This is a genomic window from Brevundimonas diminuta (assembly GCF_039673845.1).
In the GTDB taxonomy this organism is placed as follows: domain Bacteria; phylum Pseudomonadota; class Alphaproteobacteria; order Caulobacterales; family Caulobacteraceae; genus Brevundimonas; species Brevundimonas diminuta_E.
Genome location: NZ_JBDJMK010000009.1, coordinates 46,151 through 61,363 on the forward strand (window position 1 = coordinate 46,151; position 15,213 = coordinate 61,363).

Below are 15,213 nucleotides of genomic sequence, written 5' to 3' on the forward strand. Positions count from 1 at the left end.
CCCTCACCCCTTCGGCTTGCCGACCTCTTCGACGGCCATCGGCGTTACGCCGGCAGGCGGCGGAGCCGTCACCATCACGCTGGGCGCGGCGCCGGTTTCAAAGGCTTTCAGCCGGGCGTTGATGGCGGCGATCTCGTCCTTGCCGGCCTGACGACGGCCGCCCAGGCTGGCGATGCCGACCACGCGGGTCTGGCCGTCGATCTCGACCGTCCGCAACTCGCCTGAGCGGGCGCCGTCCAGCGCCGCCTCGACGCTGTCGGCGGCTGTAGCCAGCAGTTCATCGGCTTCCGGCAGGCGGGCGCGGGCGAAGCGGGCCTCGTCGATGCCCGGCTCGCGGCCCGCATAGGTCTGGGCGAAGGCGGCGCTTTCTCCGGCCGCACCCTTCCAGCGATAGAAGATGTGCGCCCCGACCTGAGTGATCTTGGACAGGGTCGGCGCCCACCACGGATGCACATAGTCGGCGTGGTAATGGGTGGCCGTGCCCACGCGCATCGCCACATGGCCGCCCAGGGCGCGCGCCGCGACCCGTTCGGCCCGATCCCACGCCCAGCCCACCGGCCCGCGCGCCAGCGACCCATCGCAGGTGAAGCTGAACTGGCAGCCCGTGGTCCGCTCGGCGCCCTGATAGACGACGCCGCAGACGCTGGCCGGATAGTTCGGATCGCGCACCCGGTTCAGCACGACCTGGGCCACGCCTTCCTGCCCCTCGGTCGGCTCCAGCGCAGCCTCATAATAGACCGCCTGCGTCAGGCAGCGCAGGGCGCGGCGACGCGACGCCTCGTCCGCGGGGCGGAAGACAAAGGGCTGGGCAGGCTGCAGCGCCCCGATGGCGTCGGGCATGGCCGCGTTCAGTTGCTGGGCCGCCAGACCGACCGCGCCCTGATCCAGAGAGGGCTTGCCGCCCAGCGTCAGGCTCTCCCATCCCGGCGTCAGGCCGTAAAGCTCAGGCAGGCCCAGCGCCGGATCATGGCGTCGCGCGATCGCCAGTTGCCCGGCGTCCAGCCGCGCCATCACCGCCGCCATGCCCTGCGCGCCCAGATCGCCGCCGGTGGCGCGGGCCAGGGCCTCGGCCGTGCGGTCGATATCGGGACGCGGGCTGGAGCTGGCCGACATCGCCACGCCCATGGCCGCCAGCGTCACGGCCATGGCGGCGGGCGCCGCGGCCATGGCCCGGCGTCCGGTCGTCTTCAGCAGATGCAGGCGGCTGGCGTTCATTCCGCGTCCGTATAGCGGCGCAGGGCCGCGCCGGAAATCACTGATCTGCTTGACCGCTCAATCCGGCGCTTTTCAGACGCGAAGATTACCGTTCCGTGAGGCGGAACCGGCAGCGCCTATCGCTCGCCCAGCGTCGAGCGCAGCATCCAGGCGGCCTTTTCATGCGCCGTCAGCCGCTCGGTCATCAGATCGACCGAGGCCTCGTCGCCCGCCTCATCGGCGGCCTCAAGGGCGGCGCGGGCGGTGGCCAGGACGACGCCGTGGTCCTTGACCAGTTCCTGCAGCATGGCGGTGGAATCCTTCTCAGGATCACCATCCTTGATCGAGGTCAGGTTGGCGAAGGCCGACGCGCTTTGCGGGGCCAGTTCGCCCAGGGCGCGGATGCGTTCGGCGATGTCGTCCAGCGCGCCCCAGATATCGCGATACTGCTCTTCCAGCAGATTATGCAGGCTGAAGAATTCCGGCCCGCGCACGTTCCAGTGGTAACCGTGCGTCTTCAGATAAAGGGCGTAGCTGTCGGCCAGAACCTTGGACAGTTCGCGCGCGACCGCTTCGCGTTCCTTGGATTTAAGGCCGGTGTCGATGGCGTTCATGACGGCTCCCGTTTGCAGTGCTGTGTGAAGATCGCCCTTGCACTTAGGTCGCCGGACGCCTGTTCCAAGGGGCAGGCGGCGACCCGTCGCAGGACTCTTCGCCTCTACAACGCCCTGGCCGCACGAGCGTTGCGATAAACAATCCTATCATGGGCGCCCTTGCCCGCCTTCATCCGGGCCGGGACGAAAATCACCCTTCACCCGACGCGGGCGGGGCCAAAACAAAAGGGCTGCGCAGCCATCGCCGCCCAGCCCTTCGTCTGATCCTGCTGTCGCCGCCCCTTCTCCACCGGAGAAAAAGGCGGCCTGACCTCAGCGCTGGCGCGCCTTGCGGGCGGCGTAGCGGGCGTCGCGCGCCGCCTTCTGCTCTTCCTTGGTCAGTTGCTTGCGCTCCTTGCGGGCCGCGCGCTTGGCGGCGTCCACCTCTTCCTGAGCGGCCATTTCGGCGGCCAGACGGGCGGCTTCCTTCTCGGCCTTCTCGCGGCGCACCTCGGCCTTGGCCAGTTCGTGCTGCTGGCGGATGGCCTCCTTCTCGGCGGCGCGCTTTTCGGCCAGTTTCTCGAACTCGGGATCCTGAACCGTCGGCTTCGGCTTGAACCGGGCCAGCAGGGCTTGTTTGGCGTCTTTCTGGGCGGACAGGCGGTCGTTAAAGCCGGTGTTCTTGAGGTCGCGCATGCTGAGAGGCGGGTGTCCTTTACAGGGGATGAAGATAACGAAAAGGGCCGATCGCCAGGGCGACGGCCGCAAGCCGGAGCGCAGGACGTGTTCCGACACGCTCGGCCCGGCGGGAGGGCAAAGCCGAATTTCACGCCGAAATCAAGCTCCACAGCCTGATTTCATGGGTTTTGACGCCGTTCTGGCCCGTTTCGCCCCCGATCAGGCCGCAGGCGACGGGCGCGACCGGGGCGGCTCAGTCCGGTTTCTGCGCGTGTCCGACGGCCGCGCCCGCCGCACCGCCGACGGCGGCGCCGACCGGTCCGCCGACCACGGCCCCGGCGACCGCGCCGGTGGCGGCCTTCTGTTCGACGGTATGGCCGCAGGCGGTCAGTGCGACGGCCCCGGCGCCGGCCAGCCCCATCAGGGCGAGGCGGATAGCAGTGCGGGTCATAGGCTCAACTCCTTGAAATAGCAGAGCTTGCAACGCGGGAATCGACGCCCGGTTCCCATCTGTGGCGCGACTCTGTCATCCAAGATGTCGCACCCCGCCCAATAGCTTATTCACCCCCCGAGCCGGTCAGCGCCAATCTTCGCACAGCATATCAATACAGTCATCGCAAGATGATCTGAACCGCAATTTCGTCACGATTTAAACGATCAGAAATAAAGACTTTAAGCGCTTTTCCCTATGCTCGAAGAATTATGTTTCTGGCGAATCAGTCACAATGAGGCCATAAACAGATGGATAAAGGCCCGCCTTCGAGGGCCGGCGTCAGTCGGCGTTCACCCGAACCCGCTCAAGCGCGACGCGTCCTTGTCGCCGGGGTTCGGATCTACGGGGGCGGCATCCTCGCCCTGTTGTACAGGACTACGCCTTTGTCTTTCTCCTCGCAGACGCGCGCGCTGATGCACGCCGCCCGCTCATTCCGCCTGCGCCCGACGACGGCTGCGGCGGCGTTCGGCGGCGTTGTCGGCCTCGCTGTCGGAGGGGCCTATCTGGGCGGTCTGGCCGCCCAGGCCTCGACCGTGCGCAATCAGGCCGAGCGCCTGCAGGGCGCAGGCGCCGGGGGCTATACCCAGGAAGCCCTGGCCGAAGCGGCCGGCGGACTGGACGCCAGCGCCCTGGCCATCGCCCACCGCCACGACCCCTATTCCGTCGCCGGGTCCGCGCAGCGCGACCGCCAGTCGGAGCTGCTGACCGCCCGTCTGGAACAGCTTCAGGGCAAGGACGGCCTGCGCCGCGACGGTAACGGCGCGACCCGCGTCTCCGCCGCACGCCCCTTCCGCCTCGACGGCGCGCTGGACCAGTCGCGCGACCTCGAATGCCTGACGCAAGCCGTCTATTATGAAGCGCGCGGCGAGGGCCGCGACGGCATGAAGGCCGTGGCCCAGGTGGTGCTGAACCGCGCCCGTCACCCCGCATTCCCCAAGACCGTCTGCGGCGTCGTCTATCAGGGCGCCAACCGCGGTTCGGGCTGCCAGTTCAGCTTCACCTGCAACGGCGCCATGCGCGGCGCCGTCAACCGCAGCGCCTGGAACCGCGCCCGCGAAGTGGCGACCAAGGCCCTGTCCGGCCACGTCTTCGGCGCCGTCGGCAACGCCACCCACTTCCACACCACCGCCGTCTCGCCGTCATGGCGCAACAATCTGATCCGCGTGAATCAGGTCGGCGATCACCTCTTCTACCGCTTCGGCGGCCGCACCGGCGCCAGTCAGGCCTTCGCCTACAACCCGCGCCCGTCCGGCCCGGCCGAGGCCGCGCCCCGTCTGGTGCAGGCCAGCCTCGACCCCGTCGAGGCCGCGCGCAACGTCCCGGGCGCCGTCGCCTATACCGCCGTGCTGGCGCGCGAAGCCGTCGCCGCCGGCGACAAGACCCCGGCGACGCCTCAGCCCGCTTCAACCGCGCCTGCGGCCGCCCGCCCGGCTCAAACCGCGCCCGTCGCCGCCGCGCCGCGCGCTGCCGCCGCCCAGCCCGCCACGGTCAAGACCGCGGCCGCGGCTCCGGCCGCTCCGATCGCCATCGCCGCCGAGGCCTGACCCCGCGTCAGGCCTCGTCCAGCCCGATATCCAGCTGCGGAACCGAGTGAGTCAGGGCGCCCACGGAGATGACGTCCACACCCGTCGCCGCGATGCCCGCGACCGTGTTCAGGTTCACCCCGCCTGACGCCTCCAGCACCACCGGCGCGGCGGCCGCGCGCACGCGCCGCACCGCCTCGGCCATGTCCGACAGGCTGAAGTTGTCCAGCATGATGACGTCCGGCCGCTCGGCCAGCACCTCGTCCAGCTGATCCAGCCCGTCGACCTCGACCTCGACCTTCATCAGGTGCGGGGCGAAGGCTTTGGCGCGACGCACCGCCTCGCCCGCCCCGCCGCAGACGGCGACGTGGTTGTCCTTGATCAGGATGGCGTCATCCAGCCCGAAGCGATGGTTCAGCCCGCCGCCGCACGCCACCGCGTGCTTCTCCAGCGCGCGCAGGCCCGGCGTGGTCTTGCGCGTATCAGCGATGCGCGCGTGCGTCCCCGCGACCGCCTGCACATAGGTCCGCGTCAGGGTGGCGATGCCGCACATCCGGCCCAGCAGGTTCAGCGCCGTCCGCTCGGCCGACAGCAGAGCCCGCGCGTTGGCCTCGACCGTGACCAGAACCGTCCCTGCCTCGAACGCCTCGCCGTCCGCGACCTTGACCGTCACCGTCGCCTGCGGGTCCAGCGCGTGGACGGCGATCCGCACCACCGCCCCGCCCGCCATCACCCCGGCCTGACGCGCTGAAAACACGGCCTTGAAGCGGGCGTCCTCGGGGATGCAGGCCTGCGCCGTCACATCGCCTGTGCGGCCTAGATCCTCGGCCAGCGCCATGCGCACCACGGGCTCGATCAGCAGGTCCGGCAGGGTTCGGGTCACGGAAACGTCCTTCTTACTGTCTTCTTGTCTTCGTCATTCCCGGGCCTGTCCCGGGAATCCAGACGCGCCGAGGCCGATGTTCAAAGCGGCGGCGTCCGACATTCACGCTGAGAGTTTCTCGATCCCCGGGACAAGCCCGGGAATGACGGCGGCGGCGGCGCCTGAGCGTGAGGCGTTAAGTTCAACCGGCCCACGCATCCGCGTATGCTCGGCCCTCGGCAGGCTGTCGGGGAAGTCGCGGCGATAGTGGCCGCCCCGGCTCTCGCGCCGGTTCAGCGCCCCCTCGGCGACCAGCCGCGCCGCCGTCAGACAGGACGGCGCCGGATAGGCCTTCGCCAGCTCGTCGATCAGGGCCAGCAGCGCCGTCAGTCCCGCCTCGTCCCGCACCACGCCCGCATGGCGCGTCATGGCCGCGCGCAGGGTCGCCAGCGTCTCGGGCGGCAGATCCGTCATCGCCTGCACCGCCGCCAGCGGCCGCCGCTCGGGCTGGGCCTCAGCCGCCGCCGCCCGCCCCGCGCGCCGCCCGAAGGCGCCCGCCTCCAGCAGGGAGTTGGACGCCAGCCGGTTGGCCCCATGCACCCCCGTCGCCGCGCACTCGCCGATGGCGAACAGGCCGGGGACGCTCGTGCGGCTCTCGTCGTCGGCGACGATCCCGCCCATGTGATAGTGGGCCGCCGCCGCCACCGGAATCGGGCTGACACGCGGGTCCAGCCCGGCTCGCATACAGGCGGCGAAGACGGCCGGAAACTCATGCGGAAAGGCCTCGCCCACCGCCTTGGTCGCATCAAGAAAGGCGCCGCGCCCCTCGACCCGCGCCGCTTGCACCGCCCGCGCCACAATGTCCCTCGGCGCCAGATCGGCGTCGGGATGGTCGCCCAGCAGGAAGCCGCCCTGCCCATCAACCAACCGCGCCCCTTCGCCGCGCAGGGCCTCGGTCGCCAGCGGCGCCGGGTCCAGCCCCACGTCGATGGCTGTGGGGTGGAACTGCACGAACTCGGGGTCCAGAATCTCGGCCCCGGCCTGCCAGGCCAGCGCCAGCCCCTCGCCGCGCAGGGCCGACGGATTGGTCGTCGCCTCGAACAGGCCGCCGATCCCCCCGGTCGCCAGCACCACGGCAGACGCAAACACCTCGTCCAAACGGCCCCCGCGCCGCTCGATCACCGCGCCGCGCACCCGACCGTCGACATCGCGGATCAGGCCGCGCAGCCGCCCGTCTTCCCATATCTCAATGGCCTTCGTCGCCCGCGCGGCGGCGACCACGGCCGACAGGATCGCCCGCCCCGCGCCGTCGCCGCCCACCCGCGCCACGCGCGGCAGGCTGTGCGCCGCCTCCAGACTGACGGAAAAGCCGCCGCCGTCATCCCGGTCGAAGGGCGCGCCCAGCGCCGCCAGCCACTCGACCGTTTCACGTCCCCGCTCCGTCAGGGCGCGCGCCGCCTCGGCCTCGACCAGACCGGCGCCCGCGCCCTCGGTGTCTCTGGCGTGCAGGGCCGCGCTGTCCTGCGGCGACAGGGCCGCCGCCATCCCACCCTGCGCCCAGGCGGAGGAGCAGGCGCTCAACAACGGCTCGGGCGTCACCACCAGCACCCGCGCGCCCGCCGCTTCGGCCTCCAGCGCCGCCGACAGGCCCGCCAGTCCGCCGCCGATGATCAGAGGCCCGTCATGCCGGATGCGCGCCATTCGCCTAACGGCCCCCCACGCCGAAGAAACGCAGTCCCATCTCCAGCGCCGGTTCGACCGCCCCGCCCGTCAGCGGCAGCAGGGCGCCGATCGCCGCCGCCGCGCAGACAACAGCCGTCAGCAGATAAAGCGCCAGACTGCGCCTCGCCTCGGGCCAGCTCAACTGTCCCCACGCCGCACGCCAGACGCCCCGCTTCAGATGGCCGAACACCGCCAACCCCAGAAAGACCGCCAGGATGAACCGCCCCGTCGACACGCCCCACCACACGGCCAGACCGCCGATCAGCAGCAGCGCGACCTGCTCCAGCCGCGGATGCACCCGCGACAGCACCGGCCCCAGCGCCTTTGACCCGTCCAGCGGCGGCGCGGGCAGCAGGTTCAGCAGATTGATCATGGCGATGAAGAAAGCTCCCATCAGCCATTCCTGCGACTGCATCGCCAGTCCGCCCCCCACGAAGGGGATCATGGCCAGCAGCCCGAACGCCGGCCCCGCCAGCGACACCAGCACCCCGTGCCACTCGCTCTTCGGCTCGCGCTGGCCCTTCGCCAGTCCGCCCAGGAAGGGAATGATGTAGATGCGCGCCGGCCCCATGCCGACCCGGTTCATCGCCAGCACATGGCCGTACTCGTGCACGAACAGGCCGAACAGCACCGCCCCCGCCACGACCCAGCTGCCGGTCAGAAACCACAGGAACCCCGCCATAAGCAGGGTCGAGACCACCGCCCAGACCGGATGCTGGCCCTTGTCCTCCTGCGGCGTTTCATGGCGCGCGCTGTAGCGCGGCGTCGCGCGCGCGGGCGCAGGGGCCGCCTCTTCCGGACGCGGGTCCCAGGGTCCGGGCCTGCGGCCGCCGGGGGGAAGGGTGTTGTCTGTGTCGCTCATGGATTCGAACTGGGCGCGCGGCGACGGCCCCGCAACGGGCCGCGGCGGCGCTGGGCCGTCAGATCAGCTCCACATCGACATGATGCCGCGCCTTGACCAGGTCATAGCGCGCCGGCTTCGACGGCGGCGGCAGGTCGATCATCCGCTGCACCGCCAGGCGCGCCTTCTCCAGCATGTCTTCGGGAACCGTCACCTCGAACTGCATGTGCAGCAGGCAGTCGCGGATGTTCTCCAGCGTGATGCGCTTCATGTGCGGGCACAGGTTGCACGGCCCGACGAACTCCACCTCGGGCACGTCGCCCTTGATGTTGGAGGCCATCGAGCATTCGGTGATCAGCACCACCCGCTTGGGCCGACGCTTTTCAACATACTCCGTCATGGCCGCGGTCGAACCGGCGAAGTCGGCGGCGCGCAGGATCTCTTCGGGGCATTCGGGGTGAGCCAGCACCTCGGCGTCCGGCCAGGCGTCGCGCATGTCGGCGATGTCCTGCGTGGTGAAGCGCTTGTGCACCTCGCAGTGTCCCGCCCAGGCGATGATGCCCACCGTCGTCTGCGCCGCCACATTGCGCGCCAGATATTCGTCGGGGATCAGGATGACCTTGTCGACGCCCCATTCCTTGGCCGCCCATTCGACGACCTGGACGGCGTTGGCGCTGGTGCAGCAGATGTCGGTCTCGGCCTTCACATCGGCCGTGGTGTTCACATAGGTGACGACCGGCAGGCCCGGATGCCGCTCCTTGATCAGCCGCACGTCCGCCCCCGTGATCGAGGACGCCAGCGAACAACCCGCGCGCAGGTCGGGGATCAGCACCGTCTTGTCCGGCGACAGGATCTTGGACGTCTCGGCCATGAAGTGAACGCCCGCCTGAACGATCACCCTGGCCTTCGAATTGGCGGCCTCCTTGGCCAGCCCCAGGCTGTCGCCGACATAGTCGCCGACCCCGTGAAAAATCTCGGGCGTCATATAGTTATGGGCCAGGATGACCGCGTCGCGCTCGCGCTTCAGCCGGTTGATCTCGCTGATCAGCCGCGCCTGCTCGGGCCACTCCAGCGGGGTGACGTGGTCCTTGACCTTGTCCCACACCGGGGCGGTTTCTTCCGCCAGTTCCTGCGACAGACCGAAAGCGCCGTCCGCCATCATCCCTACTCCCTCAACGACCGTCTGCGCGGCCCCGACTTATGCTCAAAGTTAGCATAAGCAGGCGCAATGTAGGCTGTTCCGCACACGGCGCAAGGGAAATCGGCTCAGTCTTCCAGGGTGAACAGGGCGTCCAGCGGCACGCCCAGCGCCTGCGCCAGCGTCAGGGCGACCAGCACCGACGGGGTGAAGACCCCATTCTCCACCGTGTTCACGGTCTTGCGCGACAGCCCGGCCCGGTCGGCCAGTTCCTGCTGCGTCAGACCCGCCGCCGTGCGCACGGCCTTCAGCTTCACGACCAGACGCGGATCAGCCACCGGCGGCCCGCCGATCCAGCTGCCAGTAACGCAGCCCCGCCGCCGAGGCCGTGACGAACATCAGCCCCGGCATGGCCGCCACCGCCGCCTGCGGCTTCCAAAGGCCGAGGGCGAAGACGACCAAGAGGCCGATCATGGCGACGCCGAGGGCCGCGTTCAGAGCGCTGCGCCGGAACGACAGCGTCAGTTCGTCCTCCAGCAACCGCTTCATCTTCTTGTCGCCGGGATTATCCAGACCGGCGACCATCAACAGCAGCACCGCCGAAACTATCGGCGACAGTCTTGCCATGAGCCAGTGCTCGGCGTTCGCCTGACCGCCAGCAATCGCCCACGCCGAGATCGTGCCCTGATAGACAAGAAAGAGCGACGCAAACGGCATGAACGCCATCGACACGGCGCGCTTCTTCTGAACGCTGTCGCGATAGCCGCCTCTGGCGTTCTCGACACGGATGGTGTCGCCGTCCGGCATAAAGCGACCTGCCAGAGAAAAGGAGGCGATAACGACGCCCAGCCCTGCCAGCGCCAGCACGATGCCGACGACCGTCATCCAGCCCTCGCCGCTCTTCCCCACCCCAACGCCGAGAACCCCCGCCGTGACGCCGACGCCGCCCAGCGCCGCAACCATCTGCAGTCGCCTTACCCGACGCCGCTCATTCGCCTTCGCCCGTTTCAGGTCGTCGTCCATCGGCGCCTCCCGTGATACCTACAGGTTACATATCACCTACAGGTTACATCGCAAGCCCGATCTACAGCGCCTCGGCGCCCAGCCGCGCCGTCCACAGCGCCGCGCGTTTCTTCAGCTCGTCCTTGCGGGCCATGTCCGACAGTTCAGGCGACAGACGGTCCAACTGCTCAAAGCGGAAGCTGTCGGGGCCGTGCGCCTTCCATTCCGCCTGTAGGGAGGCGAACGGACTGCCGCCGGTCTTCAGCGAGAACCACAGGCTGTTCTGCTGGGTGTCGATGTGGCGGCTCTGGCCCACCCAGCTGCGGCCCGTGGCGGAACAGATGACGGCGAACACCCCGGCGATGACGGGGCGCTCCTTATAGGCGGCGACCAGCGCCTTGCGTTCGGTCAGGTGCATCAGAAGACTCCATATTTATCCGGGTGATATAGACGCTTATTTTACCCGGGTAAATACTTCAGACGCACGGGCGCATGATGCGCCGCAACAGGCAATCTGTTGCCCTTCATGCGCGATCTGACCTAGACGGGAGGTCATTCAATCCCGCACCTCCGTCGCTTATCGAGATAATCGTGCAAGACACCGTCCGCCGCATCCTGACCGCCCGCGTCTATGACGTGGCCGAGCAGACCCCGCTCGACCCGCTGAAGCGGCTGTCGGCGCGGATCGGGCGGCCCGCCCTGCTGAAGCGCGAGGATCTACAGCCGGTCTTCTCGTTCAAGATCCGCGGCGCCTACAACCGGATCGCGGCCATGACGCAGGCCGAACTGGCGCGCGGGGTCATCTGCGCCTCGGCCGGCAATCATGCGCAGGGAGTGGCGCTGGCGGCGGCCAGACGCGGGGCGGCGGCGACCATCGTCATGCCGACCACCACGCCGGGCATCAAGGTGGCGGCGGTTCAAGGGCTGGGCGGTCAGGTCGTGCTGCACGGCGAAAGCTTCGATGACGCCTACGCCCACGCCCGCACGCTGGAAAAACAAACCGGCGCCACCTTCGTCCACCCGTTCGACGACCCCGACGTCATCGCGGGACAGGGCACGGTCGGGCTGGAGATCCTGCGCCAGCACCCCGATCCCATCGACGCCGTCTTCATCCCCATCGGCGGCGGCGGGCTGGCCGCGGGGGTGGCGGCCATCGTCCGTTTCCTGCGGCCCGAGACGCGGCTGATCGGGGTCGAACCCGCCGAGGCCCCGACGATGAAAAGCGCCATCGAGGCCGGGCGCGTGGTCGATCTGGATCAGGTCGGCCTGTTCGCCGACGGCGTGGCGGTGCGCCGCGCCGGGTCCGAGACCTTCCGCCTGTGCCGCGACCTGCTGGACGAGATCGTTCTGGTCGACACCGACGCCATCTGCGCGGCGGTCAAGGACATCTTCGACGACGTGCGCGCGGTGGCCGAGCCGTCGGGCGCCGTGGCCCTGGCGGGCCTCAAGGCGTGGGCCGCGCGCAACCCCGGATCAGGCGCGCTGGTCGCGATCAACTCGGGCGCCAACGTCAACTTCGACCGCCTGCGCCACGTCGCCGAGCGGGCCGAGATCGGCGAGGGCGCCGAGGCCCTGTTCGCCGTCGCCATGCCCGACCGGCGCGACGACTATCATCGCTTCCTGCAAAGCCTCGACGGCCGCTCGATCACCGAATTCAACTACCGCTGGTCCGGCGACGGCACGGCCCAGATCTTCGTCGGCGTGGCCCTGCGCGACGGCGCCGCCGAGCGTGAAAGCCTGCTCAGGCATCTGACCGCCGACGGCTATTCCGTCGTGGACATGAGCGACAATGAGACGGCCAAACTGCACGTCCGCCACATGGTCGGCGGGCGCACCATCGGCCTGCCGCACGAGCGGCTGCTGCGTTTTGAGTTCCCCGAACGGCCGGGCGCCTTCCTGCGCTTCCTCAACAGCCTTCAGCCCGCCTGGGCCCTGACGCTGTTCCACTATCGCAACCACGGCGACGACGCGGGCCGGGTGCTGGCGGGCGTCAGCGTCCCCCCGGACCAACAGGCGGCCCTCAACGCGGCGCTAGACGAACTGGGCTACCCCTACGTCGACGAAACCGACAACCCGGCCTGCCGCCTGTTCCTGGACGGCGCCGCCTAGCCTCGCGGCCGAGCGAAACAACGCCAGACAAACAGGACTGCGATCACCCCCATCGTCGCAAAGGCCACCGCCCCGTGCGACATCTCCAGAAAGCCGGTCTGCCACGGATGGGCGGCGCGGGTGGCGGCGTCGAACGTCCACCATGTATCCGATCCCCGGACGCTGGCGCCCCGGCGGATCATCTCGCCGCCCAGACGCTCTGCCATGAACGGCCTCACGACAGCGTTCAGAACGACCGCGATCGCCAGCGGAATCACATACCAGAGGGAATCAATCAGGGCCTTGCGCCGCAGCGTCGTCATGGCCTGAACCCAAAAAGCCCGGCGAGCCGATGTCAACGCCGCCACGCCGGCCTCACGCCCGGTTGATCGCCTCCGGGACATCTTCATGCGCGCGACGGCCGGATCCGTGCCGGCCTTGCCCGCCAGCCCTTCCGCTACGGCTTATAAAGTCATCGCCACCTGCGGCGTCGACGACGGCCCCATTGAACCGTTTCATCATCCAGCCAAGGTCCTTCACCAGAAGGCATAGTCAGTTGGGTTCTGGCGACAGGTAAGAACGCACCGTCCGCACGGCCTCAACATCAAGGCCATCGCATCGCCCGCCGATCTCAATGTTCGCAAGCGCAAGGTCGAGCAGTAATGCCGCCTCACGATTCGTGGTGGGCGTATGCTGAAGAAGTTTTTCTTCTAATACATCCCGCGCATCTTCAAGCTGGTTCTCGACCAGCGGCCTGGAGAGTTCTTGAAAGCCACTCTCAAAGTCTGTTTCGGGCGTCATGTCTTCCCCCCTCTGAGACGACATTCGCAGACGATAGGCTGCGAAAGCTGTCGTCAAAAGGAGACTCTAACGAAAAACGAGTCCTGTCCAGTACCGATGTTACATTTTAGGTGTTTGGCCGAACTCTGTAAAAAATACAGAGGCCGATACCCCCATCGCCCGCGCCATCAACCACAGCAACTCGGCCGTGGCGCGATGCGTCCCTGCTTCTATGCGCTCAATCTGATCAGCGCTTATGTCGAGCAGCGCGGCAAGTTGAGCCACGTCAAGGCCAGCGCCCTTACGCGCCAGTTTTACATTTTGGCCGATTTGGACGTTAATCGCTAGCGAATCCAAAGTGATGCTCCCCTCTCTCTCGAATTTCGCCAGTTATCTTCCCTAAGTCGGAGGCGTTATTTTTAATAATTCGAGAATTGGGGGCGCTTTAGATCAGAAACAATGATCTTCATCAATTCAGATTTTGGGGCCGAATTAATAATTATCGACGTTGACGCGTTGCGATTAGTTAAAGGGCGTTTTTTAGGGGACGAGGCTTCCGAAACAGCATGATCGGGCGCCAGACTCCATAAATGAGCGCTCGAATGAATGTCGCTATCAATCCAGCGCGAAAGTCCCCTGCCAGGTTCCATCCTCAGCACCGTTCCGTGACGCTTCGTGCGCCAGCAGCCAGCGTTTGCGCTCCAACCCGCCCGCATAGCCGGTCAGGGTTCCATTGGCGCCGACGACCCGGTGGCAGGGCACGATGACGCCGATCGGATTAGCGCCGTTGGCCAGGCCTACGGCGCGCACGGCGGCGGGCTTGCCGATGGCCTGCGCCAGTTGACCGTAGCTCCAGGTCCGCCCCGCGGGAATGGTCCGCAGCGCCGCCCAGACCGCACGCTGGAATTCCGTGCCGCCGGTCTTCACCTCAAGCCCGTCCAGCGCTGTCAGATCACCATCGAAATAGGCGGCGATGGCGGTCCGCACCGCCTCCGGCGCCCGTCCCGGCGTCAGTTGAACCTCGCCGTAGTGGCGGGCCAGCAGCTTGATCATCCGCGCCTCATAGTCGGTGAAGTCGAAGGCGCGCACGGCGCCGTCCGCGTCCGTCACCAGCAGCACCTCGCCCACCGGCGTAGCGATGCGATCCAGCGTAAAGGCTTCAGGCTGCGTCTTTTTCATCGTCGTTCTCCATGATTTGCGCGCCGTCTACGCCTGCCTCGCGCAGGTGCAGCACGCCATAGGCCCGCCAGGGCCGCCATTGCTCGGCCCGCCCCGCAAGCCGTTCGTCTTCCAGCCGGTCGCTGGCCATGTCGGCCGCCTCATCGCGCCAGTCGCCCGGCAGACGCAGCCCCGGCCGCGCCTCGACCAGCGGCGCCAGCAGACGGTCCGCCGACAGATCGCGCCGAATCGCCTCGGGGTCGGCCGACAGATCGAACAGCCGCCGCACCCGCGCCAGCACCCCCGGCAAAGCCTTCAGATCATCCAGCGCCGCCGTGACCGCCAGCCGGTCGCCCGCCTCGAACCGGGCCGTGACCTCGCCCGTCGCTCCGTCCGTCGCCGGCGCCAGAACGCGGCGCCAGACGCCGCCATCGACCGTCTCGCCTTTCGCCTTCAGGGCGGTCAGCATGGCCTCGACCTCATAAGGCGGGCGATAGGGCAGGCTCAGTCTGACCCCGCCGTCCCAAGGGCGCTCGGCCCGCGCGCGCAGCGCCGACGGCGGCCGTCCATACAGGGCCTGAAATGTCTCGTTAAAGCGCCGCACGCTGCCGAAGCCGGACGCCATCGCTACTTCAGCCATCGGCAGGTCGGTCTGGTGGATCAGGGCCTTGGCCAGCAGGACGCGGCGCGTCTGGGCCACGCTGACCGGGGCGGCGCCCAGATGCTGGCGAAACAGGCGGCGCAGGTGCCGCTCGCCCACGCCCAGCCGCGCGGCCAGGGCGTCGACGTCGCCCTCATCGAGAGCCCCCGCCTCGATCAGGTTCAGCGCCCGGCTGACCGTATTGGACGTCCCACGCCACGCGCCCATGTCGGGCGCCGTCTCCGGGCGACAGCGCAGGCAGGCGCGAAAGCCCGCCTCCTCGGCCGCCGCCGCGCTGGCGACGAAGCGCATGTTCTCACGCCTCGGCGTCCGCGCCGGGCAGACCGGGCGGCAATAGATTCCGGTGGACTTGACGCAGGTGAAGAAGCGCCCGTCGAAGCGCGGGTCGCGCGTCAGGACCGCCCGATAACAGGCCTCCTGATCCAGACTGTCGCTGACGTTTTCCATGCCCGCACCCTGCGCCCTCGACGCCGCCCTGTC

At 68.4% G+C, this 15,213-nt stretch carries 18 protein-coding genes; 2 read left to right on the forward strand and 16 right to left on the reverse strand.

The genetic code is table 11. From position 1 onward, the window contains the following. Window positions 1-3: 3 nt before the first annotated feature. From ABE454_RS11165 to ABE454_RS11180, 4 genes are all read right to left on the reverse strand, one after another. Window positions 4-1,215 carry a cell wall hydrolase gene (locus tag ABE454_RS11165; RefSeq protein ID WP_346531681.1) on the reverse strand — a complete coding sequence of 404 codons (1,212 nt, stop codon included), beginning with the start codon at window positions 1,213-1,215 and terminating at the stop codon, window positions 4-6. A 116-nt stretch (window positions 1,216-1,331) separates the two neighbouring features. Further along, window positions 1,332-1,808: a Dps family protein gene (locus tag ABE454_RS11170; protein ID WP_346531683.1), complete on the reverse strand. Its 477-nt coding sequence runs from the start codon at window positions 1,806-1,808 to the stop codon at window positions 1,332-1,334. A 312-nt stretch (window positions 1,809-2,120) separates the two neighbouring features. Further along, window positions 2,121-2,483, reverse strand: coding sequence for a DUF6481 family protein (locus ABE454_RS11175; RefSeq protein ID WP_346531685.1), 363 nt, complete (start codon window positions 2,481-2,483; stop codon window positions 2,121-2,123). 235 nt (window positions 2,484-2,718) lie between these two features. Further along, the gene (locus tag ABE454_RS11180; protein WP_346531687.1) at window positions 2,719-2,916 is read right to left on the reverse strand and encodes a hypothetical protein; all 198 of its coding nucleotides are present in this window, start codon (window positions 2,914-2,916) and stop codon (window positions 2,719-2,721) included. A gap of 425 nt (window positions 2,917-3,341) precedes the next feature. Here ABE454_RS11180 and ABE454_RS11185 point away from each other — a divergent pair, with 425 nt between their 5' ends. Next, window positions 3,342-4,502 carry a cell wall hydrolase gene (locus ABE454_RS11185; RefSeq protein ID WP_346531689.1) on the forward strand — a complete coding sequence of 387 codons (1,161 nt, stop codon included), beginning with the start codon at window positions 3,342-3,344 and terminating at the stop codon, window positions 4,500-4,502. A 7-nt stretch (window positions 4,503-4,509) separates the two neighbouring features. On the opposite strand, the gene nadC is transcribed toward ABE454_RS11185, so the two are convergent. From nadC to ABE454_RS11220, 7 genes are all read right to left on the reverse strand, one after another. After that, window positions 4,510-5,319, reverse strand: coding sequence for a carboxylating nicotinate-nucleotide diphosphorylase (gene nadC, locus ABE454_RS11190; protein WP_346531933.1), 810 nt, complete (start codon window positions 5,317-5,319; stop codon window positions 4,510-4,512). Window positions 5,320-5,466: 147 nt separating this feature from the next. Further along, window positions 5,467-7,044, reverse strand: a complete 1,578-nt coding sequence (locus tag ABE454_RS11195; RefSeq protein WP_346531691.1) for an L-aspartate oxidase — start codon at window positions 7,042-7,044, stop codon at window positions 5,467-5,469. Between the two features lie 4 nt (window positions 7,045-7,048). Continuing rightward, window positions 7,049-7,927 (reverse strand): metalloprotease, encoded by an 879-nt coding sequence (locus tag ABE454_RS11200; protein ID WP_346531693.1) that lies wholly within the window; start codon window positions 7,925-7,927, stop codon window positions 7,049-7,051. A gap of 58 nt (window positions 7,928-7,985) precedes the next feature. Further along, on the reverse strand, window positions 7,986-9,065 hold the full coding sequence (gene nadA, locus ABE454_RS11205) for a quinolinate synthase NadA (RefSeq protein ID WP_346531695.1): 1,080 nt from the start codon (window positions 9,063-9,065) through the stop codon (window positions 7,986-7,988). A 107-nt stretch (window positions 9,066-9,172) separates the two neighbouring features. Beyond that, a complete protein-coding gene (locus ABE454_RS11210; protein WP_046652219.1) occupies window positions 9,173-9,382 on the reverse strand; it encodes a helix-turn-helix transcriptional regulator in 210 nt (69 codons plus the stop codon). Further along, window positions 9,375-10,067, reverse strand: a complete 693-nt coding sequence (locus ABE454_RS11215; RefSeq protein WP_346531697.1) for a hypothetical protein — start codon at window positions 10,065-10,067, stop codon at window positions 9,375-9,377. Before ABE454_RS11215 ends, ABE454_RS11210 begins: the two co-directional genes overlap by 8 nt. A 61-nt stretch (window positions 10,068-10,128) precedes the next feature. After that, complete coding sequence (locus ABE454_RS11220; protein ID WP_346531699.1) at window positions 10,129-10,464, reverse strand: GIY-YIG nuclease family protein; 336 nt, start codon at window positions 10,462-10,464, stop codon at window positions 10,129-10,131. Between the two features lie 173 nt (window positions 10,465-10,637). On the opposite strand from ABE454_RS11220, the gene ilvA reads away from it, so the two are divergent. Further along, a complete protein-coding gene (gene ilvA / locus ABE454_RS11225) occupies window positions 10,638-12,155 on the forward strand; it encodes a threonine ammonia-lyase, biosynthetic (protein WP_430826189.1) in 1,518 nt (505 codons plus the stop codon). Here the strand turns inward: ilvA and ABE454_RS11230 are convergent. From ABE454_RS11230 to ABE454_RS11250, 5 genes are all read right to left on the reverse strand, one after another. Continuing rightward, a complete protein-coding gene (locus ABE454_RS11230; RefSeq protein WP_346531700.1) occupies window positions 12,152-12,457 on the reverse strand; it encodes a hypothetical protein in 306 nt (101 codons plus the stop codon). The genes ilvA and ABE454_RS11230 overlap by 4 nt on opposite strands. A gap of 229 nt (window positions 12,458-12,686) precedes the next feature. Then, window positions 12,687-12,935: a hypothetical protein gene (locus tag ABE454_RS11235; protein WP_346531702.1), complete on the reverse strand. Its 249-nt coding sequence runs from the start codon at window positions 12,933-12,935 to the stop codon at window positions 12,687-12,689. Between the two features lie 99 nt (window positions 12,936-13,034). Continuing rightward, window positions 13,035-13,271 carry a helix-turn-helix domain-containing protein gene (locus tag ABE454_RS11240; protein WP_346531704.1) on the reverse strand — a complete coding sequence of 79 codons (237 nt, stop codon included), beginning with the start codon at window positions 13,269-13,271 and terminating at the stop codon, window positions 13,035-13,037. Window positions 13,272-13,529: 258 nt separating this feature from the next. Beyond that, on the reverse strand, window positions 13,530-14,093 hold the full coding sequence (locus tag ABE454_RS11245) for a methylated-DNA--[protein]-cysteine S-methyltransferase (RefSeq protein ID WP_346531706.1): 564 nt from the start codon (window positions 14,091-14,093) through the stop codon (window positions 13,530-13,532). Continuing rightward, entirely contained in the window at window positions 14,074-15,180 is a 1,107-nt protein-coding gene (locus tag ABE454_RS11250) for a bifunctional transcriptional activator/DNA repair enzyme AdaA (RefSeq protein WP_346531708.1), read from the reverse strand. The genes ABE454_RS11245 and ABE454_RS11250 overlap by 20 nt, the downstream gene beginning before the upstream one ends. Between the last annotated feature and the right edge of the window lie 33 nt (window positions 15,181-15,213).